At 36.1% G+C, this 24,725-nt stretch carries 24 protein-coding genes; 16 read left to right on the top strand and 8 right to left on the bottom strand.

All coding sequences use genetic code 11. The features are described 5' to 3' along the window. The first annotated feature begins 9 nt into the window (after window positions 1–9). The 14 genes from rsfS to ESZ54_RS02250 all read left to right on the top strand — a co-directional run bounded on the left by rsfS (window position 10) and on the right by ESZ54_RS02250 (window position 15,799). Entirely contained in the window at window positions 10–366 is a 357-nt protein-coding gene (gene rsfS, locus ESZ54_RS02315; RefSeq protein ID WP_136136061.1) for a ribosome silencing factor, read from the top strand. Next, window positions 344–1,105, top strand: coding sequence for a class I SAM-dependent DNA methyltransferase (locus tag ESZ54_RS02310; protein WP_136136060.1), 762 nt, complete (start codon window positions 344–346; stop codon window positions 1,103–1,105). Before rsfS ends, ESZ54_RS02310 begins: the two co-directional genes overlap by 23 nt. Before the next feature lie 64 nt (window positions 1,106–1,169). Continuing rightward, entirely contained in the window at window positions 1,170–2,339 is a 1,170-nt protein-coding gene (locus ESZ54_RS02305; RefSeq protein ID WP_136136059.1) for a nucleotidyltransferase, read from the top strand. A gap of 120 nt (window positions 2,340–2,459) precedes the next feature. Then, complete coding sequence (liaX, locus tag ESZ54_RS02300; RefSeq protein ID WP_136136058.1) at window positions 2,460–3,962, top strand: daptomycin-sensing surface protein LiaX; 1,503 nt, start codon at window positions 2,460–2,462, stop codon at window positions 3,960–3,962. Between the two features lie 29 nt (window positions 3,963–3,991). Next, window positions 3,992–4,327, top strand: coding sequence for a PspC domain-containing protein (locus ESZ54_RS02295; protein ID WP_136136057.1), 336 nt, complete (start codon window positions 3,992–3,994; stop codon window positions 4,325–4,327). Continuing rightward, window positions 4,327–4,683 carry a phage holin family protein gene (locus tag ESZ54_RS02290; protein ID WP_136136056.1) on the top strand — a complete coding sequence of 119 codons (357 nt, stop codon included), beginning with the start codon at window positions 4,327–4,329 and terminating at the stop codon, window positions 4,681–4,683. Before ESZ54_RS02295 ends, ESZ54_RS02290 begins: the two co-directional genes overlap by 1 nt. A gap of 277 nt (window positions 4,684–4,960) precedes the next feature. After that, on the top strand, window positions 4,961–5,899 hold the full coding sequence (hprK, locus tag ESZ54_RS02285; RefSeq protein ID WP_136136055.1) for an HPr(Ser) kinase/phosphatase: 939 nt from the start codon (window positions 4,961–4,963) through the stop codon (window positions 5,897–5,899). A 3-nt stretch (window positions 5,900–5,902) separates the two neighbouring features. Further along, on the top strand, window positions 5,903–6,718 hold the full coding sequence (gene lgt, locus ESZ54_RS02280) for a prolipoprotein diacylglyceryl transferase (protein WP_136136054.1): 816 nt from the start codon (window positions 5,903–5,905) through the stop codon (window positions 6,716–6,718). Window positions 6,719–6,776: 58 nt separating this feature from the next. Next, a complete protein-coding gene (locus tag ESZ54_RS02275; protein WP_136136053.1) occupies window positions 6,777–7,787 on the top strand; it encodes an NAD(P)H-dependent glycerol-3-phosphate dehydrogenase in 1,011 nt (336 codons plus the stop codon). Window positions 7,788–7,805: 18 nt separating this feature from the next. Next, window positions 7,806–8,708 (top strand): UTP--glucose-1-phosphate uridylyltransferase GalU, encoded by a 903-nt coding sequence (gene galU / locus ESZ54_RS02270; protein WP_136136052.1) that lies wholly within the window; start codon window positions 7,806–7,808, stop codon window positions 8,706–8,708. Window positions 8,709–8,785: 77 nt separating this feature from the next. Continuing rightward, window positions 8,786–9,775: a nucleoid-associated protein gene (locus tag ESZ54_RS02265; protein WP_136136051.1), complete on the top strand. Its 990-nt coding sequence runs from the start codon at window positions 8,786–8,788 to the stop codon at window positions 9,773–9,775. Window positions 9,776–10,028: 253 nt separating this feature from the next. After that, window positions 10,029–12,704: a cation-translocating P-type ATPase gene (locus tag ESZ54_RS02260; RefSeq protein WP_136136050.1), complete on the top strand. Its 2,676-nt coding sequence runs from the start codon at window positions 10,029–10,031 to the stop codon at window positions 12,702–12,704. 151 nt (window positions 12,705–12,855) lie between these two features. Next, window positions 12,856–13,416: a histidine phosphatase family protein gene (locus ESZ54_RS02255; protein ID WP_136136049.1), complete on the top strand. Its 561-nt coding sequence runs from the start codon at window positions 12,856–12,858 to the stop codon at window positions 13,414–13,416. 133 nt (window positions 13,417–13,549) lie between these two features. Continuing rightward, the gene (locus tag ESZ54_RS02250) at window positions 13,550–15,799 is read left to right on the top strand and encodes an ATP-binding cassette domain-containing protein (protein WP_136136048.1); all 2,250 of its coding nucleotides are present in this window, start codon (window positions 13,550–13,552) and stop codon (window positions 15,797–15,799) included. 284 nt (window positions 15,800–16,083) lie between these two features. Here ESZ54_RS02250 and ESZ54_RS02245 read toward each other — a convergent pair whose 3' ends face one another. The 6 genes from ESZ54_RS02245 to ESZ54_RS02220 all read right to left on the bottom strand — a co-directional run bounded on the left by ESZ54_RS02245 (window position 16,084) and on the right by ESZ54_RS02220 (window position 20,957). Next, a complete protein-coding gene (locus ESZ54_RS02245) occupies window positions 16,084–16,356 on the bottom strand; it encodes a type II toxin-antitoxin system RelE family toxin (protein WP_136136047.1) in 273 nt (90 codons plus the stop codon). Next, window positions 16,356–16,577, bottom strand: coding sequence for a type II toxin-antitoxin system RelB family antitoxin (gene relB / locus ESZ54_RS02240; protein WP_136136046.1), 222 nt, complete (start codon window positions 16,575–16,577; stop codon window positions 16,356–16,358). Before relB ends, ESZ54_RS02245 begins: the two co-directional genes overlap by 1 nt. A gap of 171 nt (window positions 16,578–16,748) precedes the next feature. After that, on the bottom strand, window positions 16,749–18,173 hold the full coding sequence (locus tag ESZ54_RS02235; protein WP_136136045.1) for an MFS transporter: 1,425 nt from the start codon (window positions 18,171–18,173) through the stop codon (window positions 16,749–16,751). Window positions 18,174–18,196: 23 nt separating this feature from the next. Beyond that, window positions 18,197–18,955 (bottom strand): ABC transporter ATP-binding protein, encoded by a 759-nt coding sequence (locus ESZ54_RS02230; protein ID WP_204249503.1) that lies wholly within the window; start codon window positions 18,953–18,955, stop codon window positions 18,197–18,199. Further along, on the bottom strand, window positions 18,952–19,980 hold the full coding sequence (locus tag ESZ54_RS02225) for a FecCD family ABC transporter permease (RefSeq protein WP_136136044.1): 1,029 nt from the start codon (window positions 19,978–19,980) through the stop codon (window positions 18,952–18,954). The genes ESZ54_RS02230 and ESZ54_RS02225 overlap by 4 nt, the downstream gene beginning before the upstream one ends. Beyond that, window positions 19,977–20,957, bottom strand: a complete 981-nt coding sequence (locus ESZ54_RS02220; protein WP_136136043.1) for an ABC transporter substrate-binding protein — start codon at window positions 20,955–20,957, stop codon at window positions 19,977–19,979. The genes ESZ54_RS02225 and ESZ54_RS02220 overlap by 4 nt, the downstream gene beginning before the upstream one ends. A 70-nt stretch (window positions 20,958–21,027) precedes the next feature. Between ESZ54_RS02220 and ESZ54_RS02215 the strand changes: the two genes are divergently transcribed. Together ESZ54_RS02215 and ESZ54_RS02210 are read left to right on the top strand one after the other, a co-directional pair. Further along, complete coding sequence (locus ESZ54_RS02215) at window positions 21,028–21,669, top strand: TetR/AcrR family transcriptional regulator (RefSeq protein ID WP_136136042.1); 642 nt, start codon at window positions 21,028–21,030, stop codon at window positions 21,667–21,669. Between the two features lie 189 nt (window positions 21,670–21,858). After that, the gene (locus ESZ54_RS02210; RefSeq protein WP_136136041.1) at window positions 21,859–22,224 is read left to right on the top strand and encodes a hypothetical protein; all 366 of its coding nucleotides are present in this window, start codon (window positions 21,859–21,861) and stop codon (window positions 22,222–22,224) included. A 143-nt stretch (window positions 22,225–22,367) separates the two neighbouring features. On the opposite strand, the gene ESZ54_RS02205 is transcribed toward ESZ54_RS02210, so the two are convergent. Next, the gene (locus ESZ54_RS02205) at window positions 22,368–23,654 is read right to left on the bottom strand and encodes a TPM domain-containing protein (protein WP_136136040.1); all 1,287 of its coding nucleotides are present in this window, start codon (window positions 23,652–23,654) and stop codon (window positions 22,368–22,370) included. After that, a complete protein-coding gene (locus ESZ54_RS02200; RefSeq protein WP_136136039.1) occupies window positions 23,651–24,700 on the bottom strand; it encodes a TFIIB-type zinc ribbon-containing protein in 1,050 nt (349 codons plus the stop codon). The genes ESZ54_RS02205 and ESZ54_RS02200 overlap by 4 nt, the downstream gene beginning before the upstream one ends. Between the last annotated feature and the right edge of the window lie 25 nt (window positions 24,701–24,725).

Here is a 24,725-nt window from a genome sequence, read left to right as displayed (position 1 = left end):
GAGGATCATATGTTAGAAAGTAAACAAATTTTAGAAATCGCAGTCAAAGGGGCTGACGATAAACGCGCTGAAGATATTATCGCAATGGACGTATCAAAAGTATCATTACTTGCTGATTACTTCTTAATTTGTCATGGAAATAGTGACAAACAAGTCATGGCTATCGCGGATTCAATTATTGAAGCGGCACATAAAGCCAATGTTGAAATCAAACGTGTTGAAGGCCGTGAAAATGGCAAATGGGTTTTAATTGATTTAAGCGAAGTTATTGTCCATGTCTTCTATCACGAAGAACGCGAATTTTACAATTTAGAAAAATTATGGAAAGATGCACCACTTGTGGATGTATCAAGCATGGTTGAGTAAAATGGCAAGTTATGAAACATTTGCGAAAATCTATGATGAAGTCATGGATGATCAACTTTATGAAGAATGGTTAGCTTTTACTAAGCGTCATTTGCCAAAAAATCCAAAGCGCATTTTAGAGTTAGCTTGTGGTACAGGTATTTTATCCGTTAAGTTAGCCCAAGCGGGATTTGACGTAACGGGTCTTGATTTGTCGAGTGAGATGGTTGAGTTAGCGAAAAAAAGAGAAGCTGAGTTTGAAAGTGGTGCGAAGTTTATCGAAGGTGATATGTTAGAGTTATCTGACGATACTTTGTATGATGCAGTGACTTGCTATTCAGATTCCTTATGTTACATGCCTGATAAAGAAGCATTATTACAAGCTTTTGCCGGTGTCTATCTTAGTCTGAAAGAAAACGGTCAGTTTATTTTTGACGTCCATTCTATCTATCAAATTGAAGAACTATTTAAAGAATACAGTTACCATTACCAAACAGATGAGTTTGCTTTTTTATGGGAATCATATCCAGGTGAAGTTGATTTTAGTGTGGAACACTTCTTAACTTTCTTCGTTCAAGATGAAAAGGATGAAAAATTTACGCGTTTTGATGAGTTACATGAAGAACGTACTTATCCAATTGAAACTTATCGCGAATTATTAGAACAAGTTGGATTTAAGTCAGTTGAAGTTTTGGCTGATTTTACAGATGATGCCCCAGAAGAAACGAGTAAACGTTGGTTCTTTGTGTGTCATAAATAATGAAAAAAAGCTGATGATTAATTCGTTAATTCTTCAGCTTTTTCGCTATCAAAGAGGTGAAAAAATGAAAAGTTGTGGTTTAATCGTTGAATATAATCCCTTCCACAATGGCCATCGTTATCATATTGAAGCCGCTCGTGCTGCGTCTAATTGTGATGTGGTGGTTGCAATCATGAGTGGAAACTTTTTACAACGTGGTGAACCGGCGTGCATGGATAAGTGGTCACGTGCTGAGGCTGCACTTCAAGAAGGTGCGAATCTGGTGATTGAATTGCCATTTGCGCACGCGGTTCAGTCGGCTGATTATTTTGCGCGCGGTGGTGTTCAATTGCTTGCAGCTTTGGGTGTTGACAGTTTATGTTTTGGTACAGATTTATCGAGTGACTTAGATTATGAAGCATTCGGTCGCGCTCACCTTGAGCATGAATCAGCCATTAATGACCTGTATCAAGCACGTGAAGTGACTGGCGAAAGTTATCCCGAACGCATGACGGCGATTTATCGTCAGCTCTTACCGGAATGGACGTTAGATTTTTCCTCTCCGAATCATATATTAGGAATGGCTTATGCAAAAGAAAATGCAAAGTTAGCATCACCAATGCAGATCTTTCCCATTCAAAGGCAAGGCAGTAATTACCATGAAAGCGAGCTTAATCCCATTAATTTTAGTAGTGCAACTGCTATTCGCCAGGCAGTGAAATCAGGCACGTTTAACGATTTATCGAGTGCCATGCCCACTTCATCGCAAAAATTACTTCAAGAAGCGCCTTTCATTGATTGGGAATACTTTTGGCCGCTTTTGAAATATCGTTTGTTAACGACTACCCCAGAACAATTGCGTAGCGTGTATCAAATGAAAGAAGGTTTTGAATATCGTTTATTTGAAAAAGTGAAACAAGCCAATTCATTTCAAGAATTGATGACATTAGCAAAAACTAAGCGCTATACATGGACAAGAATTCAGCGTTTGTTAACTTATGTCCTATTGAATGTCACGGAAAATGAAATCATGCAAGCCCGAGAGCATCCGTACATACGCGTATTAGGTTTTGATGAAATAGGTCGCGATTTCTTGAAACAACAAAAGGGAAGAGTGTCGATACCACTTATTACAAATGTGAATCGGAAGAACGAATCATTGCTAGCTTTGGATATCAAAGCAGGCCAGGTTTATCAAACAGCTTATAGCAGTTTAAAACAACAAGACTATTACCGTGCACCTCATTATAATTAGTCTGATTACTTTGTCATACTTAAAATAGAAAAATAAATCCAACTCAAGTCGTATGACAATTTCGAAAAAACTTGGCATAATAGAGTCATAGGAAAAACCTATTACAAGGAGGCAAACAAAATGCAAGAAAGAGAAAGAATTTTAGAACTCGTTAAAAAAGGTGTTTTATCAACAGAAGAAGCACTTGTACTGCTAGAAAATATTGCTACCGAAAAAGATGAAAAATTAGTCAATGAAGAAGCTTCCCAAGTTAAAAATAAAACAGCTTACCAAAAACAAGAAGAACTTGAACAAGAACAAGAGGAACGCGAAGCGCAATATGCAAAACTTGTTGAGGAAGCAAGCCAAGTGTCTGTCCATATCGATCAAGTGAATGCTGATATTCAATTAATCAAAAAACAAATCAATGAAGCTGAAGAAACAATTACAGTGATTGATACATTAGAAGATTTAGATGCTTTAGAAGACGGTCAAGATGTTGAACGTGACCTTCAATATGAACGTCTAGATGAATTGAAAGAAACATTAGCTCGTTTAACTTCAGAGCGTGAACAACTCAACAATGATTTAGAACAAATCAAAAAAACACAACGTAACCAAAAGAAAGATGAAATGTTCTCACGCTTCGATATTCCAGAAGATTGGAAAGAACAAACAAATGACACAATCAGTCAAGTAGCTAATAAGTTTGGTGAAGCAGGTACCCAAATTGGTGGTTTTGTGAAGAAAACATTTGAATCAGTTTCAAATTCAGTTAATGATAATATTGACTGGAAAGAAATTAACATCAAAGTACCAGGTGTTGTTTCGCAAAGCTTTACCCACGAATTTGTTTATCCTGTCAATGCAGCAACAATCATTGATATGAAATTAGCAAATGGTGAAGTTGACATTCAAACATGGGATTCAGAAGATGTTAAAATTGTTGCCGACGTGAAACTTTACGGCAAAATGAATTCTGCATCAGGACTGGAAGCTTTCTTAGAAAGAAGTCAAATTGATGTTGATGATGAAAAAATCTTAGTCCATATCCCAAATAAACGTGTACGTGCCGAACTAAAAATTTATTTACCAGATCGCGTCTATGACCACTTAGCAATTAAAATGCTAAATGGCGATATTGATCTTGATAATATTGATACAAAAGATGTCTATTTAAAAACAACAAATGGTGATATGAAAATCTCAAATTTCACAGCAACAATGTTAGAAATTGATGGTGTCAATAGTGAAGTGGCGATTAAAGATAGTACCATCAATGATTTATTAGGTGAATTAGTGAATGGTGACGTGACGGTTCGCGGTAATGTCGTGAACAGTAAAATTAACTTAATTAATGGTGACATCCGTGTCACAGCGAAAGTTTCAGTTTTCCGTCGTGTTGAAGCAAGTATTGTCAATGGTTCAATCAAAATAGCGATGCCTAAAGAATTAGGTATTGAAGCACAATGTAAAACAAACTTTGGTAATATTAAAAATCGTTTCTCAGACATGGAAACTATTCGTGAGAAAAAAGATCGCACCAATCAAAAACTTGAAATCAGAAGAATTAAAGAAGATATGTTACAGTTAAAACTAAATGTCGCAACAGGTAATATTTATCTGAAAGATACAGAAGAATAAAAATACTATAAATTTTAGAGGTGGAAATCATGACTAAACGTTTAACTAAATCAAACACAAATATCGTTTTTTCAGGATCATTAGCAGGAATTGCAGAATATTTTGGAATTGATCCAACCGTTTTAAGAATCTGTTATGTCGTACTATCATTCGTCTTAACAGTTTTCCCGGGAATCATCGTTTACATCGCTTTAATGTTCTTGATTCCTAGAAATACACAAAGAGATAACCGTTATCATTACGGACAATCACAAGACTATAACCGCAACCCATATTATGGATCAGGGAACCAAAGTCGTCCTCGTAAAGAGGCTGAAAAAGTACCAGAAGATCGAGAATCTAAAGATGATTGGAGCGACTTTTAATGTCGGCTCTACAACGAATTGTTGTGAACACTTTAGCTTTTGTCTCACTATCAGTGATGTTTCCCTCTAAAATATATGTGAGTAGTATTATGATTGCGGTTTTAGCTAGTTTCGTGCTCGCACTATTAAACTTTTTAGTTCGACCGATACTATTTGTTTTATCTCTCCCAATTACGATTATTACATTAGGATTGTTTAGCTTTGTATTGAATGCCGTCATGTTACTGATGACTTCGGCAATTGTGGGTCACTATTACTTCGCCTTCTCTAGTTTCGGCGCAGCCTTACTGATTTCACTAATTATGTCGGTCATTAACGCGATTGTATCTGAACACAATGCTAGTAAATATGTTTAATAGACATGAGTATTAGCCTCTCAAATGAGTAATTATTTGAGAGGCTGTTTTGATTTATGCAATAAATATGAAATGATATGATAAGAGTAATTATATTCGCTAAAAAATACAAAAACTCAAACCAAAAAATCTGACAATGCTTTTAGTTTAAGAATTTTTTGACTCTATTGTGACATTCCATGATTATCTCATTTTTGTTGGCAGTATTTCTAGTAAGCACCTCAATAAAATGATAAAATAGACTGGTCAATGGTTTTTTTGAAAGGAAGTGCAACTAATGAAGATAATTGAAATTAAAGAAATTGTAAATCGTTTACAATTAAACGTCTTTTCCGGCGAAGAATATTTGTCTCGTACTGTGTCATCAAGTGAAATTTCTCGTCCCGGATTAGAATTAACAGGTTACTTTAATTACTATCCACATGATCGTATTCAATTATTCGGACGTAAAGAAATAACATTCGTAGAAAAAATGACGCCAGAAGAGCGTTCAATTATTTTTAAAAAATTATGTCGTGAAGATACACCATGTATCGTCATTGCTAGAGGGTACGAACCGCCAGAAGAATTAGTTTTTCGTGCGAATAAAACAAAGATTCCGATTATTGCGTCAACAATACCAACTTCCCGTTTGTCAGGAATTATCTCAAACTTCTTAGAAAGTGAGTTAGCCGTTAGAACATCAATTCATGGCGTTTTAGTTGAAGTGTATGGATTAGGGGTCCTAATCCAAGGACATAGTGGTATTGGTAAAAGTGAAACCGGTTTAGAATTGATTATGAAGGGACACCGTTTAATTGCCGATGATCGCGTTGATATCTATCAACAGGACGAACGTACAATTATCGGTGAAGCGCCTGAAATTTTAGAACATTTAATGGAAATCCGCGGTGTTGGGATCGTGGATGTGATGAATCTATTTGGTGTAAGTTCTGTCCGTAATAGTACGGAAATCTCACTCGTGGTTGATTTACATGAATGGAGTGCTGAGAAAAAATACGACCGTTTAGGTTCGGACACAGAATCGATTTTACTCGCAAATGTACCGGTACCTAAAATTACAATTCCGGTTTCAACAGGTCGAAATGTAGCTGCGATTATTGAAGTGGCTGCTATGAACTTTAGAGCGCGCACCATGGGGTATGATGCGACGAAAAAATTTGAAGGCAATTTAGCCAAACTAATTCAAAAGAATTCAGAAAGTGGGGAACAATAGTCCATGTTTGCAACTGTCAATCCAACAGCTTTTGAAATTTTTGGGTTACCGATTCAATGGTACGCCCTTATTATTGTCTCAGCGATTATCTTAGCAACGTATTTAGCATCAAAGGAGGCTGTGAAAGTTGGCTTAAAGAGTGATGATATTACCGATTTTATGCTTTGGGCAATTCCAATCTCATTTTTAGGTGCTCGCATTTATTATGTCATCTTTGAATGGCGTTATTATGTTGAAAATCCACATCTGATTTTGGCGATTAGAAATGGTGGTCTAGCTATTTATGGTGGATTAATTGCAGGAGCGATAGTCGTTTATTTTTTCACACGTCATCATTTTATTTCAACATGGAAATTTTTGGATGTGGCAACACCAAGTGTCATTCTAGCTCAAGCAATTGGACGTTGGGGTAATTTCATGAATCATGAGGCTTTTGGTGGTGATACGACACGTGCCTTTTTAGAAAAATTACATTTACCAAATTTTATTATTGATAACATGTATATTGAAGGGGTGTATCGTCAACCAACGTTCCTCTATGAAAGTGTTTGGAATTTAATTGGTTTTGTGATTTTAATTTGGTTACGCCGTAAACCTAACTTCTTTAAAGAAGGTGAAATTACCTTATGTTATGTGATGTGGTATTCGTTTGGCCGTTTCTTTATCGAAGGCATGCGAACAGACAGTTTGATGCTGTTCCAAACATTCCGAGTTTCGCAACTTTTATCAGCCATTTTATTCGTGGCAGCGATAGTCATCTTTGTGATTCGTCACAAAAAAGAAGACGTTCCGTTGTACGTTCGTGATAAAGGGTTATAAAAAAGGTATACCTATGATAGAATAGTGTGTAATCAATGATTATGAAGGAGATAGACGAATGAAACAAAAAATCGCCGTCTTAGGGGCGGGTTCTTGGGGGACTGCGTTAGCGTTAGTCCTGAATGAAAACAAGCATGATGTCACTTTATGGAGCCATCACCCTGCTCAAATTAAAGAAATAAATGAAGAACATACGAATACGCATTATTTATCAGATATTAAGTTGCCAGAAAATTTAAAGGCGACTGAAAATCTTAAAGAGTGTGTCGCAGATGCGGATGCCGTTCTTTTTGTTGTGCCAACTAAAGCAATGCGCGAAGTCGCACATAAATTTAGTGAAGTTTGTGAAAATAAACCGGTTATCATTCATGCAAGTAAAGGTTTAGAGCAAGTCTCACATAAACGTATTTCAGATGTCTTAAAAGAAGAAATTACACCAGAGCATCGTCAAGATGTGGTGGTCTTATCTGGACCAAGTCATGCTGAAGAGGTTGCCGTGAAAGACGTGACGACCATTACAGCAGCTTGCGAAAACCATTCGAGTGCTCAATATGTGCAAGAGTTATTCTCAAATCGTTATTTCAGAGTCTATACTAATCAAGATGTGATTGGCGTTGAGATGGGTGCCGCACTTAAAAATATTATTGCATTAGGTTCAGGTGCGTTACATGGACTAGGTTATGGTGATAATGCACGTGCTGCAATTATGACGCGAGGTTTAGCTGAAATTAGTCGTCTAGGCGTCGCAATGGGTGCCGATCCATTAACATTTATTGGTTTAAGTGGTGTGGGTGACTTGGAAGTTACATGTAATAGTGTGCATTCAAGAAACTGGCGTACTGGTAACTTACTTGGACAAGGTCAAGATTTAGATACTGTTTTAGAAAATATGGGAATGATTGTTGAAGGTGTAGCCACAACAAAAGCAGCCTATGAATTAGCGGAAGAGCGTAAAATTGAAATGCCGATTACCGAAGCAATTTACCGTGTCCTATACAATGGCGAAAAGATTGCTAGTGTCATTGAAGAAACAATGTTACGTGATTATAAATCAGAACAAGAATTTTAATTGGAGGAGAAATTAAAAATGGATAAAGTAAGAAAGGCAGTCATCCCAGCAGCTGGTTTGGGAACTCGTTTTTTACCAGCAACAAAAGCAATGGCAAAAGAAATGTTGCCGATTGTAGATAAACCAACGATTCAATTTATTGTTGAAGAAGCACGCGCTTCTGGTATTGAAGATATTTTAATCGTGACAGGAAAAGCAAAACGTCCAATCGAAGATCATTTTGATTCTAACTTAGAACTTGAAATGAACTTAAAAGAAAAAGGAAAGACTGATTTACTAAAATTAGTTGAAGAAACAACTGGTTTAAATCTACATTTCATCCGTCAGTCACACCCGCTTGGTTTAGGGCATGCCGTTTTACAAGCAAAATCTTTTGTCGGCAATGAACCATTTATCGTGATGCTTGGTGATGATTTAATGAGTGATGAAGTGCCGTTAACTAAGCAATTAATGGACAACTATGAAAAAACACACGCTTCAACAATCGCTGTTATGGAAGTCCCAGAAGAAGATGTGAATAAATATGGCATCATCAATCCTGGACAAGAAGTTGAAAAAAATCTTTTCAACGTGAAAAACTTTGTTGAAAAACCAGATGTTGATAAAGCTCCAAGTAATATGGCGATTATTGGCCGTTACTTATTAACTCCAGAAATTTTTGGTATCTTAGAAAATCAAAAACCTGGTGCGGGTGGCGAAATCCAATTAACAGATGCGATTGATACACTAAATAAAACTCAACGCGTTTTTGCTAAAAATTATAAAGGTATTCGTTATGATGTTGGTGATAAATTTGGTTTTATGAAAACAAGTATTGAGTATGGTTTGAAACATCCTCAAATCAAAGATGATATTAAAGACCTAATTTTAGAATTAAGCGATGAAATTCGTGCTGAAGAAAGTTCTAAGACAAAAAAATAGTTAGCAAGCATCCTCGCGTGTGCGTAATGGCAGACGCGAGTTTTCTTTTTGCTTGAAACGAAAGTGAGTGACACGTGATGGAAATAAAACAAGCGATTCTACATATTTTAGACCGAGATGCTGGCAGCCTTATTTGTTCTCAAGCAACTCTGAACTTACATGAATACGCAGTTAAAGAGTATCTTGCAGGGGTAGAAAAACAATTAAATAAAGCTGAATTTAAATATGGCCAATTATCAGCGGATAATTTGGTTTATCATAAATTACAAGATAAAGAACTTGATTTTGTTGAACGAACAGCTGATATTGCCCAAGATATGATGGATAGTTTAGCTATTAGTGAGGATGCACCAAGTGGGGATCTCTTATTCTTTGAAGCGGATGATTATGAAAATGAATACTTCGGTTTGGTAAAATTCAATTACAAACCGGGATTCACGCATATTGTTGATTATCAAGATGAAGTGATGCAAAATAATATTGTTCTCAATAAGACGATTTTTCCTTCACCAACGCAACGAATTGAAGAAGCAATGGTGATTAATACTGCCGATCATCAAATTCAATTAGTTGAGAAAAAGTATAGTTTTGAAGGGCAAAAACGTTTCTTCTTCACTGAACGTTGGCTACAACTAGACCCAACGCCAACTGTGACTGAAAATTTAAAAATTGTAAAAAAAGCAGTCAAAGAAGTTTCCAACAAATATAACGAATCTGAGTATGTCGCATTTAGTCAAGCACAACAAGCTATTTTTGAAAGCATTGAAGAACAAGGTAGTTTAGACAATCAGAAAATTGCGACCACAGTTTTTGAAGATAATTTATCAGCTCAAAATGATTATCTTGAAATCGTCAGTCAAACAAAATTTTCAGAAGAAATCCCAAGTAATATTCCAAAATATGAAAAAAAATACAGTAAGCAAAAATTTAAACTAACGAATGGTATTGAGTTGACGATTCCTGTCGATGTCTTTAAGAATAAAGATATTATTGAATTTGTTAACCATCCAGATGGTACAATTTCAGTGATGATAAAAAATATTGAAGAAGTAAAAAATAAATTTTAATTTTTTTAGTGAAAGAATTAAAGAGCATTTATTAGATATTAGTTGCTAAAGATTTAAAAGTTGGGTATACTTAAATAAATTAATCGGTCCTTTAGGGGAGTAACCAGCAAATGATTGCGGCGATATCAACAGCAAGAGTAAAAATAACTCTGGTATCGTCTTAAATGGTGAGACCTAAGGCAAGGCATCCCCCTTGTCTTAGGTCTCTTTTTCTATTAAGGGGCCGAAATAAAAAAGTAAAGGAGTAAATCGCATGAATCAAAATATTTATCAAAAATCCATCGATGAGGTCTTTAAGGATGTTCAAAGCTCAGAAGAGGGGTTAACAGAAGCACAAGCCAAACAAAAGCTTGCGACAGATGGTCCAAATGCGTTGAAAGAAGCTCCAAAACCGAGCTTAGGCAAATTGTTTTTAGAAACATTTAAGGATGCGATGGTCATTGTCTTACTCGTTGTTGCTATTATTCAAGTTTTTATGGGCGCTTATGTCGAATCATTAGTCATCTTTATCGTGTTAATGATGAACTCAGTTGTCAGTGTGATTCAAACGAAAAAGGCTGAAAGTTCACTCGATGCATTGAAGAGTTTGTCAGCACCAGATGCAACGGTGATTCGTAACAATCGTGAACAAAGTGTTCCTGCAAGTGAATTAGTTGTGGGTGATATCGTTGTTCTTGAAGCAGGAGACTATGTCCCAACTGACGGACGTTTATTAGAAATTAGTTCACTAAAAGTTGATGAAGGCATGTTAACAGGTGAGTCAGTTCCTGTTGAAAAGTCATTGAATGCTATTTCAGCTGAGGTGCCAATTGGCGATCGTGATAATATGGTCTTTAGCGGTACGATTGTTACATATGGTCGTGCAAAATATTTAGTCACTTCAACAGGAATCAATACTGAAATTGGTCAAGTTGCAAGTTTACTTGAAGGTACAACGGAACAAAAAACACCACTACAACGTGGTTTAGATTCATTTAGTAAAAAATTGAGTGTTTGGATTTTGATTTTATCTATTATTATTTTAGCGGTACAATTATTCCGTATCTTCACTTCAGGTGGTAGTGGTAATATGACCAACGACATTGTCAATGCAGCGATGTTCGCGGTGGCAGTAGCAGTGGCAGCAATTCCGGAAGCTTTACAATCAATAGTGACGATTGTCTTATCAATTGGTACGAAAAAGATGGCCACGCGTCATGCGATTATTCGAAAATTACCTGCTGTTGAAACATTAGGTTCAACAAGTATTATTTGTACTGATAAAACGGGAACTTTGACACAAAATAAAATGACCGTTTTAGATTACTATTTACCAAATGGTCAAACGGGTGAATTCAATAATAATCCAGAAACATGGAGTTTGGATGAACGGCGCTTGATTCAAGTCAGTGTCTTATCAAATGATGCAACGATTACTGAAGAAGGCGTAAAACTTGGTGATCCAACGGAAATTGCGTTAATTGATTATAGTGATAAAAATAATAAACCATTTAAAGAGTTGCAACGTGAATTTCCACGTTTAACAGATTTACCTTTTGATTCTGATCGTAAATTGATGTCTACCTTAAATGATGTTGATGGCGAACGCCTAATGATGACCAAAGGTGGACCTGATATTGTCTTTAGCCGTTGTTCAAAAGTGTTAATCAATGGTGAAGTTGTGCCAATGACTGCTGAGATTAAAGCTCAATTACAAGAACAAAACGAAGGCTTTTCAAATCGTGCGTTACGTGTCTTGGCATTTGCTTATAAACCAATTGAAAAAGACAGCCTGACATTAGAAGATGAAGATGATTTAATCTTAGTAGGGTTACTTGCAATGATTGATCCACCACGTGAGGAAGTCTTTAAAGCTGTTGCCGATGCGAAATCAGCAGGGATTAAGACAGTCATGATTACTGGTGACCACAAAACAACTGCGGTTGCGATTGCAAGAGAAATTGGTATTTTTAAAGACAATGATTTAGCGTATACTGGTCAAGAATTAGATGCATTAACAGAAGAAGAATTAATGCGTGACTTAGAGCGTGTCTCTGTTTATGCACGTGTCTCACCAGAAAATAAAATCCGTATTGTGCGTGCATGGCAAAATAAAGGTAAAATTTCTGCGATGACTGGTGACGGTGTAAATGATGCACCAGCCTTGAAACAAGCCGATATTGGGATTGCGATGGGAACAGGAACAGATGTTGCTAAAGATGCTGCGGCGATGGTCTTAACAGATGATAACTTCGCATCTATCGTAAGCGCAATTGAAGTGGGTCGTAGTGTCTTTGATAATATTAAAAAAGCAATTGCTTACCTGTTTTCAGGTAACTTAGGTGCGATTATTGCGATTATCTTTGCATTAATTGTGGGATGGGATAATCCATTTACAGCACTTCAATTACTTTTCATTAACCTAGTCAATGACTCATTACCAGCTATTGCATTAGGAATGGAAAAAGCAGAGCCTGCGATTATGAAGTTAGCACCACGTGATTCAAAAGAAGGTATCTTTAGTGGTGAAACACTAAAATCAGTCATCTATCGTGGTTCAATTATTGGCGTGATGGTCATCATCGCGCAATATATTGGAATGCAACATTCATCAGAACTTGGTGTGGCAATGGCATTCTCAACTTTAATTTGGTGTCGTACATTGCAAACATTCCCAGCACGTTCAAATACACAAACATCGATTAAAGCAGGATTCTTTAGTAATCAAATGGTCTTGTTTGCAGTTGGACTTTGTACAATTCTATATTGTGTTACTTTAATTCCTGGTTTACGAGAAGTCTTCTCATTACCAACAACATTTACAGCAAATTATATTTTCTTAAGTATTGGTTTAGCGCTGCTTGCTATGATCTTAATGGAAGTTGCAAAATTAGTGTTAATCCGTATTAACCATAAAACTTATAAAAATATGGAATCAAATATTAAATAGAGTAGAGAGATTGTGACAGAAGTGTTCAGCTTCAAGAAATAAGAAGGAAATCACGAAAAATTTTTTTCAAATTTTTGTGATTTTCGGCTTATTTCAGAAGAAGCTACTTCTGTGACACCGTTTAATTTGTAGATAAGGAAGAAAAATAGGTATGAAGAAAATTTATTTTGTCCGTCATTCAATTCGTGATGAAAGTGTTCATACAGAAACTGCCCCCTTGTCAGAAGAAGGTATGCTTAAGGCTGAAGCTTTGCAGCATTATTTCAAGACAATACCTGTCGAAGCAATTTATTCGAGTGCTTTCACTCGCGCACATGATACAATCAAACCAACAGCTAAGTTGCTTAAACTACCAATTCAAGTGATACCAGAATTCAATGAAAGAAGAATTGGTGAATGGCTAGAAGATTTTGATGGCTTTGCTGCGAAACAGTGGTCTGATTTTGAGTATAAGTTGGCTCAGGGAGAGTCTCTTGATGAGGTGAAAGCACGTATTTTGCCAAAATGGCGTGAACTATTTTCTGAATCAGCTTCAGAATGGATTTTGACAGGTCATGGGACCGCACTATCTGTTTTGTTAAATGAACTGACACAAGGTAAGTTTGATTACACAGATTTTCGTGAGATGTTAATGCCTGATGTTTATCTTGGGATATTTACTGATGATGGTGACTTGCTTGAACTACGAAAACACGTTCATTTGGACATGTGATTTTGAGATTCTTTACATTTTTTAAGAAAAAGGCTATACTAATTGAACCAAATAAAACGTTTAAAAGAACCATCAATCTACGTAGATTCCTACTTTGTATTGATGGTTCTTTTAGTCGCAAAGGAGGACTACAATGACAGCAGAACATGAAAATATCATCTTGAAAGGTATGCGTCAAAATAATTTACAAAATGTATCACTTGAAATCCCAAAGAATAAGATCACAATTTTTACGGGTGTTTCTGGTTCGGGTAAATCATCAATTGTTTTTGACACAATCGCCAATGAAGCAGGTCGTCAAATGAATCAAACTTACAGTACCTTTGTACAAGGCTTTTTACCAAAGTACGAAAAACCTATTGTTGATTCGATTCAAAATTTATCGCCGGCTTTTATTGTCGATCAGAAACGTTTGGGTGGGAATGCGCGTTCAACTCTAGGAACACGTACGGATATTTATAGTTTCTTAAGACTACTTTTTTCACGTGTTGCAACACCGTTTGTAGGGTTTTCAAATGTTTATTCTTTCAATGATCCCGATGGAATGTGTCCGCATTGTCAGGGAATCGGCAAAGTGATTGGACCAAATGTTGATTTAATTATTGATTTTACTAAGTCCTTAAATGACGATGCAGTATTATTTCCTCCATTTAGAAAAGATACCTGGTATTATCATTCATTTGCAGAGGCTGATTTTGTTGATAAAGATTTACCCTTGAATGAATACACACCAGAAGATTTAGATAAGTTATTATATGGTCATGGTGGCAAAATAATGGTGTCACATAAAGATGGCACCTATAAAACTGACTTCGAGGGTATTCTATATAAATTTAATCGCTTATATATTGAGCGTGATTTGAGTAAGCACTCTGAGTCAACACAAAAGAAATTGTCAGCATTTACAGTTTTAGAAACATGTCCGAGCTGTCATGGTCAACGCTTGAACGATAAGAGTCTTAGTAGTCGCTTGAATGGTAAGACAATTGCAGATTTAACTGAGATGGAATTAACTGATTTGTTGGCATTTATCAAACAAATTGATGCACCAGAAGTACAGCCGATGGTTAGCGAAATAGTCATTCGCTTGCAGAATTTAATTGATATGAACCTAGATTATTTAACGCTTTCGCGTGAAACAACCACTTTGTCAGGTGGTGAATCACAACGGATTAAAGTGGTGCAATACTTGAATAATAGTTTAAATAATGTGCTTTACATCTTTGATGAACCAAGTACTGGGCTTCATCCGAGAGATGTCCAAAGTTTAAATAAGATGCTTCAAAAGTTGCGTGATAAGGGGAATACGGTTCTGGTTGTCGAACACGATCCAGATGTGATTGAAGTTGCGGATCTAATTGTTGACGTGGGACCACTAGCTGGTAGTCATGGTGGCGAGATTATGTTTACCGGAACGGTTGCAGAGTTAAAGAAAAGAGATACTTTAACAGGTCAATTTTTAAATCAGTCCATTGATTTTAAAGAGGCGCCAAGACAACCAGACAGTTATTATCATGTCTTAAACGCGACAGCAAATAATCTCAAACAAATTGATGTCGATATTCCCAAAAATGTTTTGACCGTTGTAACTGGGGTGGCAGGGTCAGGTAAAAGCTCATTAATTTTTGAAGAATTTGTCAAACAACATCCTGAAGCAATTGTCATTGATCAAAGTGCCTTACATAAATCGAATCGTTCTAATCTAGCCACCTATACAAAAATTCTGACAACGATTCGTGAGATTTATGCGAAGAAACACCAAGTTGATAAGGCACTATTTAGTTTTAATTCAACTGGTGGCTGTGAAAAGTGTAATGGTAAAGGTTATATTGTGACTGAGCTCGCCTTTATGGAAGGTGTTAAAACGACGTGTACGGCTTGTAATGGTACGCAGTATAAAGAAGAAGTTTTGCAATTTAAACTAGGTGGTTACAATATTGTGGAAATCTTGAAGATGACAGTTTCAGAAGCACTTGATTTTTTTGAGAATAAGAAAATTAGTAAAGTCTTATCAACATTAGAAGAGGTTGGACTTGGTTATCTTTCACTTGGTCAAATGATGGACACTCTTTCAGGTGGAGAATGTCAACGAATCAAACTCGCCAGCGAACTGCATAAATCAGGAAATCTCTATATTTTAGATGAGCCAACAACTGGTTTACATATGGCAAATGTTAAAGAATTACTTGATTTATTAGAACGACTTGTTAACAATGGCAGTAGTGTAGTGGTCATTGAACATAATGTTGATGTGATGAAACATGCGGACTGGATTATCGATATTGGTCCCGAAGCAGGGAAAAATGGTGGTGAGATTATGTATGCTGGTCCCGTTAAAGAGATGAAACAGGTCGAGCAATCGCTAACGGCGAAGTATTTGTAGGATAAAAATAGAACACTGGAAATTGAAATAAGCTATGCTTATGAAGATTTCCAGTTTTTTTGTTCAGATAGTTTATGAATAATAAAATTGGCGTTAATGATATAATGAAGTAAAAGAGTTACTAGTATATGGATTAAAATGACTTGGAGCTGTGCTTAGTATTCGAAGAAACTATGAAACAATCAGATGTTCTGAACTAGTTAGTGATAAAAAATAGTTTGGTAGATAGTTAACTGCGATCAATTTTTAGAATGAAAAAACACTCAGAACTTATCCGAGTGTCACTATTTATATATATCTTTACGGTGTCCTATTTCTAACAACAAGATGGTTATTGTCTCATCATTAATATCTGCTAAAAGCCGATAATCACCAACTCGATATCTCCACATACTGCTTTTATTACCAACTAAGCTTTTTCCATGATATCTTGGAAACTCAGTTCCTTCTAAATTTTTTGAAATCCATGATAATATCAAACTTGCTTGATGTTTGTCCATCCTTTTCAATTTTTTTATTACACTTTTTTCATATCTAACAGAGTATTTTTTTGACATCATAATCCTAGTTCTTTAAGCATATCTTGATGAGAAATACTTTCATCATTTAATTTATGAGCCTTCATAGCCTCATTATAGAGAGTGATGTCAATTTGATCTTCTAAGCTTTCTAATAATTTTTTTCGAGCTAACTCAGATAGACTCAACCCATTTAGTTCTGCCATAGATTGAATAAAATGTTTTTCTTCATCCGTGACTCTGAATGTAATTGTACTCATTTTATATGCACCTCCAGTACACATGTTTTTGATAAGATAATTGTACAACAAACGTGTACAATTTGCAATTAATGTGAAAGACATCTTGTTGTTGTTATGTCAAGTATATTAATATTTTAAGGCTCTGTTTTAGTTGTATTTTCATATCACTAAAACAGAGTCTTAAAATACTTATTTATGCTTTTGTAGTGTCATCTTCATGAGCATACAAGTTGTCAAACCAGCAAAAACTGCCGTTGCAATGAGAGATTTTGAAAAACTAAAGGTATAGTTGTCAAGCTGTGTTGAATAGGTATTTGCTGCTAGTAGTTTTGAAAAAATGAAACTTATGAAACATACACCTAAGGCATTCGCAAGATACATAATCGTATTTAACATCGCTGCACCAATTCCTGCAAATTGCGCTTTAAGATCTATTAAAACAATTCCAACGAGTGGTGTCGTTGTCATTCCCAGCGCTGCGCCATATAAAAATAATAGCAAAATGTTTTGTGGTGCTAAAAGTTGTGGTGTGATTTTAACACTAAGACATAAAGAAATCGTACTGACACCCATGAGAGCCGCGCCCCAAATTAAAACAAAATTTCCTTTTTTTCGCACCCAACGAGCTGAAAGAAGTGAGGTGGCAATGAAACTTAAACCTAGTGGTAAGAAAACTAAGCTTGTTTGTGGCACCGTGTAATCAAGGCCATTTTGAGCATAGTAGGTGATGAGGAAAAAAAGTGAAAACATATTAATATAAACAAAGATCACAGCCAACATTCCCGTTGCAAAATTTTTTTCTTTAAAAATAGCAAAATCAATGAGATGTGGTTTTGTAGCCAGTTTTTTTTTCTTTTCATAGTGAAAAAAAACAATAAATAGAATGATTGCTAAACCTATTAACCCCAACTCGCGAAGAGGCGTTGTACTTTTTGCCAAAGTGAACAAGCTAAGCACACATAATAAAATGCTGCCAATAAAGAGGCTACTTCCAATAATATCAAAAGCTTTATTCTCTTCAACAATTGTTTCATCAATTAATTTAAGCCCTAGTAAAATCACTAAACAAAGTGGCATGTTCACGAAAAAGATATTGCGCCAACCTAAGTTGAAAGTGTTTAGATGAATAATGAAGCCACCCAACATTAAACCAAATGTAAAGCCGATGCCAATCATCGCTCCATAAATGGAGAAAACTAAAGGTTGCTCTTCTTTGGCAAAATTAGATTTCATTAAAACAAGGACTTGTGGTTGAATACAAGCACCAAAAATACCTTGAAAAAGGCGCACAACAATTAAAATAAAAATCGAATGTGTTAGTCCACCAATTAAGGCCATGAAAAAGAAGCCTGTTACACCAATGGTTAAAAGTCGCTTACGCCCAAAAAGGTCGCCTAATTTACCACTAATCATTAATGTTGTTGCTAAACCAATGGCGTATCCACTTAAGATGAGTTGTGCGTCAGAAAATGAGGCATGTAAATCTTTTTGGATGATCGGTAAGCCAATTTGTAACATGTATGTGTTTAAAGAAATCATTAAATTTGGTAGTAAGATAATCGCAAGTGAGAGCCATTTTTTGAATGGGCTCTTGCTTTGAAGCGTTGTGTTCATGTTAATCGTCTTCTTTCTTTTTGTTAAATGTAACTTAGTGTTTTATTTCCAGTTGTTTGACTTGTGATGATTTCACAATTCACGTCATAAATAGCTTGAATAATATCTGGTTTCATCATCTCTTCAATCGAGCCGTGATAGTGAATTGCACCATCACGCATAAAATAAAGTTTGTCACAAAATTGACTAGCGAGTGAGAGGTCATGAAGGACTCCTAAAACAGGAATGTTTAAGGCTTTCACAAGACGTAGAATTTCTTGTTGGTATTTAATATCAAGGTGATTTGTGGGTTCATCTAAAATTAAAAATTTTGGTTGTTGTGCTAAAGCGCGGGCAAGGATGACCCTTTGTTTCTCGCCACCGGATAAATGACTGTATGACTCATTGGCTGCCTGTAGTAAGCCCACCTTTTCTAAAGCTACTAAGATAATCAGATCATCTTCTTTTGTAAATTTTTGGCGCTGTTTTTTATGCGGATAACGCCCCATCTGTACAATATCGTAGACTGTAAAATCAAAATTTATTGCTTGCCACTGACTGACAACAGCAAGTTGCGTGGCTAAACATTTTTCGTCAATGGTATTTAAGTCACTTTCTAAAAAATGCACAGTATCATTTTTGATTGGATACTGTTTGTAGATACATTTTAAAATGGAAGATTTACCGCAGCCATTGGGACCTAAAAGACCAACAAATTGTTGTTGCTGTACAGAGAGACTCACATTTTTAATGATTTGTTTTTCACCAAGCGTGAGAGACAATTGATTAACTGTTAAGGTCAAAATGAATCACGTCCTTTTTGTTTGATTAAGAGATGCATAAAGATCGGCGCACCGATTAATGAAGTGATAATCCCAATTGGTAACTCACCATTAGGAATGATGACACGTGCCAAACTATCTGACCAAAGTAAGAGTAGGGCGCCTAAAATGGCAGTAATGTGTAACATTTTTTGATGATTGACACCAACTAAAACACGACTCATGTGGGGGACAATCAAACCGACAAAAGCGATGATGCCACATTGTGAGACAATGACAGCGGTTAGCCCAGCTGTTACAATCATGAATCTTTGTTGTTGTTTTTCTGTTTGAATGCCTAAAGTTGATGCTGTTTCTGATCCCATCATCAATAAATTGAGTGTTTTAGTATGCTTCGGAAAATAGGAAAGAGCTACTAGACTTGAAAGTCCTAGAAATAGAACGGAAAACCAAGAGGCATTAGCTAAGCTTCCCATTGTCCAAAAACTGACATTTTTAACACCAGAGACATTGCTTGAAAGATAAATGAAAAGAGAAGTTAAAGCTTGGCAAATCGCATTGATTACAACACCAGCTAAGATAATTGTGGTCAGTTGTTGAAAGGACGAGCGTGCCCCAATTTTTAAAATGGTAAGGGTTGCGGCAATCCCACCTAAAAACGCAAAGATACTGGTCCCAAACCGACCGAGAACGGTCACACCAAAAAGTAAAGCAAACGTTGCCCCAGTTGTCGCACCTGCGGAGACGCCCAAGAGATAAGGATCTGCGAGTGGATTTTGGATACAGGCTTGCATGACACTGCCCGAGACAGCCAAACTTGCCCCAACAATTACCGCTAAAATAATTCGGGGTAAGCGAATATGCCAAATCACACGGGCTAAAGGATGAGCGGTGTGATTTAAAGAGGCTGTTAAAACCTCAGTAAAATCGGTAAAGCTTAAACGTAATTGTCCGATAAAAAGTGAAGTGATCATCGAGATAAACAAGATGATGACCAGTGTTGTAATCATTTGAGAATATGTTTTTCTCGCTAAAATTTTTTTCATTTTGAGGCCTCAATTTTTAAGTCCGGTTGAATGAAGTGACCGATTTTTTCATAAAGGTCCATATAATTCATATCACCACGCGTCGCTTGAATATAGTCAATTTCAAGCAATGCTTTATTTTTGATTGCCGTCACGTTTTGTAAGTTTTGATTGTTTAAAAGACTCTTTAGATAGTCTTCTTGATTATCAGATTGGAAGGCAGTAAAAAGAATATAATCAGGATTGTCTTTGATAACGGCCTCAAGTGAAATTTCGAGATAGGTGTCGCTTAACTCAAGGTATTTACCTCCAGAACCTTCAACCATCTCGTCAACTAAACTAAAATTACGTGGGTAGTAGTAGTAATGACCACGTCCATCTGTCGCAATTAAAAGCACGCTTGGTTGTGTGTTTAAAGCTTTAGATTGTTCTTTAATTTTTTGCTCACGTTTTTCTTGTGTTTCGATAAACTTATTAGTTTTGTTCTCAATTTGGAAGAGTTTACCCATTAGGCGAATTTCATCTAAGTAGTTAGGAATGCTTTTACCTATCGCATAATTCGATGTTGTCACAACAGGGACGCCTTGTGTATTCCATTCATCAATTGAGCCAATTCGATCATCATCAAAAGCAGTGGTTAAACTGTAAATTAAATCAGTATCTTGGGCGATTAAAACTTCTTTTGTGGGCCAAAGTTTAGCTAATACAGGTATATCTTTGAGTTTCTTATTCGTAATTGTTTGATCTTCTAAGTATGAAATACTTTGAATGCGGTTTTCTAGATCAAAGTAAGCCATCATTTCAGCAATTGATTGTCCAATGACAGTGACTTTTGTTGGTGTTTTTGTTAAATCCTGGGTGATTTTTTTGCCGCCAGTATCATAAATTTCATAAGTCAAACCTTGACTCGTTTTTGCTTTTGAGGTTTCGCTTTTACAGGCAACGAGACTGAAACAGAGTAAGATTGTAAGTGTTAGCGTACTGAATTTTTTGGACATAAGATTAAACTTCCTCTCAAATTGACTAAATTTTTTGTGCGTGTTTTAATTAAACTTAGGTGGTGAAAAAATGGGACGAACAGTAATGAAACCTGGAGAACGTAAAAATCAAATTTTAGATGTGGCTGAAAGTTTGTTTCGGACTGAAGGATACAATAAAACCACAACAAGCAAAATTGCCAAAGAAGCAGGTGTCGCCAATGGCACGCTCTTTTATCATTTTGAATCTAAAGAAAAATTAGCGGATGCTTTAGTTGCACGTAAATTACATGAAGATTTAGATGTGTTCGCAGTTATTTCAAACAATCCATCATTGTCTGGTTTTCAAAAACTCGCGTGGTTCTTTGTTTTTGAACTGGATGACCAGACCAATCATCTTAACCGTTATCATTACATGACCTCAATTGAAAATTTAGTGTTGCAACAAAAAATGTTTCAACAGATGGTGACAATGTATACGCCAATCATGACAGAGTGGTTGGTTCAGGCCCAAAATGAGGGGACAATCAAGATTGATAACCCATCATTAACGGCGGAATTCTTTTTAACAACTTTTCATCATTGGGTGGATGGTTCGTTGAATCAATGGACTAAACAAGAACGTATTTCGCGAATTGAAAGTATCCAACCCTATTTTGAAAAACTATTTGGTGTTTCGACTGGGACCCTTGCGCTAGCAAATTTACGCCAAAGTTTACCGGCTAATCTTTAACCGTAATTAAAAGCATTCAGCTGAGAATCGTTCTCAACTAAATGCTATCATACATTACTGACTGTTAGTCAGTCAACAAGAAAAATTATGAAATAGGGATTAGTGAATTATTGAGTGCTAGGTCGGATAACAAATTTCAGGAAAAATAGTCTCTTTTGTGTTAAACTAACCAAAATGGTGGTGGCTTGAATGAGAAGAAAGTGGTTGGGTTTGATTGTCTTAATTGTTTTGTTAATGGGATTTATTGGCGTTAAAAAGATGATAGAGTCGACGCAACAGGAAAAGCAAATTGCTTTTTTAAAAGAACATGAAACAGAACTGACCAAGTATGTCAAAAATGAAACCAAAGATGTACTTAAAGTGCAATATGATTGGGATAACGTAAAGATAATTAAAATGGGCAATAGTTTGCCTAATGGTGCAGGTCAAGCGATTCAAATTTTTGGGCACGTTACAACTGACACTGAAAAGTCTTTTCGATTGGACCTTAATTTAGATGAGAATAAGATGCCGGATTTAATTAGTGTTCACTATGGACATGCACCAGAAAATTAGTTAGTCGGTTACTGCATAGCACAAATAGAAAAAGCCTATGAAATCAAGTGATGAGCAACTTGCTTTCATAGGCTTATTTTTAGAAACTAAACGTTGAAACAGAAGTAGCTTTTGTCACAACCTTTTATATATAAGTGGCACGGTTAGAAACTACCGCCACCGCCACCGTGACTAGTGCCACTACTTCCAGAGAATGTCGATGAACCACCGCCGCCACCGAAACCGCCACTAGAATTGTTGTTGGTACGAATTGTTCGAGTCGTGACAAAATCACTAATTTTATTGTCTTCTTTGACTTGAAGATCAACATCACTGTTATCATAGTAAGGATAGCTATAGACTTTTCCTTTTAGTTGATATTTACGACTAATAATTAGGGCAAAGACACCCGCAGCTAATAAGCCGAAAAAGAGAGAAACGCCAACTTTTAATGGTGACATGTATTTATAGCGTTCAGATTGTCCCGTTTCTTTGTTGTAAACCCATCCCTTTGGCGGACCATCTGTAACGTATTTTTCAACATTTGTGAATAATAACTCGACAGTTCCAACATAGTCCTCATCGCGCATTAAAGGTGTGAGTACACTAATAATATTCTCGATACGACGATCAGAAAATGTGGCAATCATATTACCCGTTGTGACTAAATAAAAATTACGATGTTCCATATCAATGATGAAGATGATTCCATCATGCGTATCACTTGTTCCAAAACCACCATAATCATAGAAATCAGCGGCATACATTTTTGTTTCCATACCTTGTGTTGTATTAGTTGTTTGAACCACGATATCAATGTTTAGTTTTTCACGCAAGGCTTTGATTTCTTTTTCGATTGTTGTACTTTCTTCAGGAGAAAAGAGTTCTGCTTTATCAAAGACTCGTTGTGGTTTGCTAGCTAAATCACCTTTTCCGACAACAGTATTGCCAACCCATGGCTCTGGTGGCCCTTGTTTAATCGTGTCTCCAATTCGTGAAATAGCATAAGGAATCGTATAATTTGTTTTAATGTCAGAAATTGAATCGGCAATTTCTTTTGCGCGTTCTTCGGATATAATTTCTGTAAGATCACCAAAAGGAATGACAATCTTTTTTTGGTTAAGACTGCTGTAAGCGATAATCACGCCATCATGTGTCTCTCCTTCACCAAAATTACCATTCTGATAAAAGTTAGTTGCGAAAGTTTTTAAATCTTCTTCGCCAGTATCTTGTGTTGTTAAAATAACAATATCTTTTGTTTCTTTCTCTTTAAAATTATCGACACTATTTTGAAATTGTTCTTTTTGATAGTCGGTAAAAAGATTGCCTTCATCAAAAATTCTTTCTGGTTTTTCGGCTAGATTTTCTGCAAAGGTAGATATTGAAAAAGATAAGAGTAAACTAACCATAATTATTATTGAAAGGATGACTTTATTCTGTCTGTTTCTCATAAGAATAGATACCCCCCAGCAATAAAGATTCCAGTGACAACTGCACCGATGAGTCCAGATACAGTGAATAGTCGTGATTTCTTAATCGGTAAAACTCCACCAACTTTACTTGTAACACCATTCATTGCATAATAGAACGTTTTATTTTGTCGGCGATCTTGATAAGTAATAATCCAAAGCGGTAACAATAAATATTGATTGGATTGTTCAATGATTCTTGATTTGGTTCGTTGATTGGTGATAGTTGTATAAAAGGCAGTGTCACTCATTAGAACGGAACCAGTATAATCATTTAATTCTTTTTTTACTTCTGCTTCAAGTTCGGTAAATTCAATATCACGTTTTTCAGCTTGAAAACCTGATAAAAACTGGGTATTAAACATTTGTGCTTCTTCAACTGGGAATGGTTGCACACATTCAATCATTTTTTGTTTGGTATTTTTTGCTAAGGCATTTTTAGTCAATGAATGGAATGAGACATAGCCTTTACGAATTAAATCATATGTTCGTGTTCGTGTATGTTCGGTATCACCCGAACGCCAAACGTCGATTTTTGTTGCTTTGGCAACAGTGCTCCCTTTGAGCTTGGCATCAACATTCCAGTAAGGGAAGTAAACGCCTGTCATTTTTTCGATTTGATCGGCATTGAAAAAGTTCTTTGGAATAAATTTCTTTTTACTTGCCCATTCTAAAAAGACTTCTTGTGCTTCTTTTTTGGATACTTTGAACGGTAACATAGCGTTTGGTAAAAAGTCACCAGCGACTCGGTCGCTTAGGACGACTGGATTGTGGCAATAATAACAAAACGTTGCCGCCGTGGTTTCATCAGTTACGACTTCACCACCACAACTTGGGCAGTGGTAAAGGTTAAACATATGTTCTTTTGTTTCTTTTAAATTGTCTTCTTGTTCCGAAAAATGATGATCGACAATCTCTGGTTCTGAAAACTTACTTAAACAGTACTCACAGTGAAAGACTTGGTTTTCAGGATCAAATAGTAAGGGACCGTCACAGTTGGGACATTTATGCGAAATAACATCAGACATTTACAACCCTCTTTTCTTGAAATAC

The sequence above is a fragment of the Vagococcus silagei genome, assembly GCF_004795745.1.
In the GTDB taxonomy this organism is placed as follows: domain Bacteria; phylum Bacillota; class Bacilli; order Lactobacillales; family Vagococcaceae; genus Vagococcus; species Vagococcus silagei.
The sequence above is the reverse complement of the archived record's forward strand: the minus strand, read 5'-3'. Positions and strand labels throughout refer to the sequence as shown.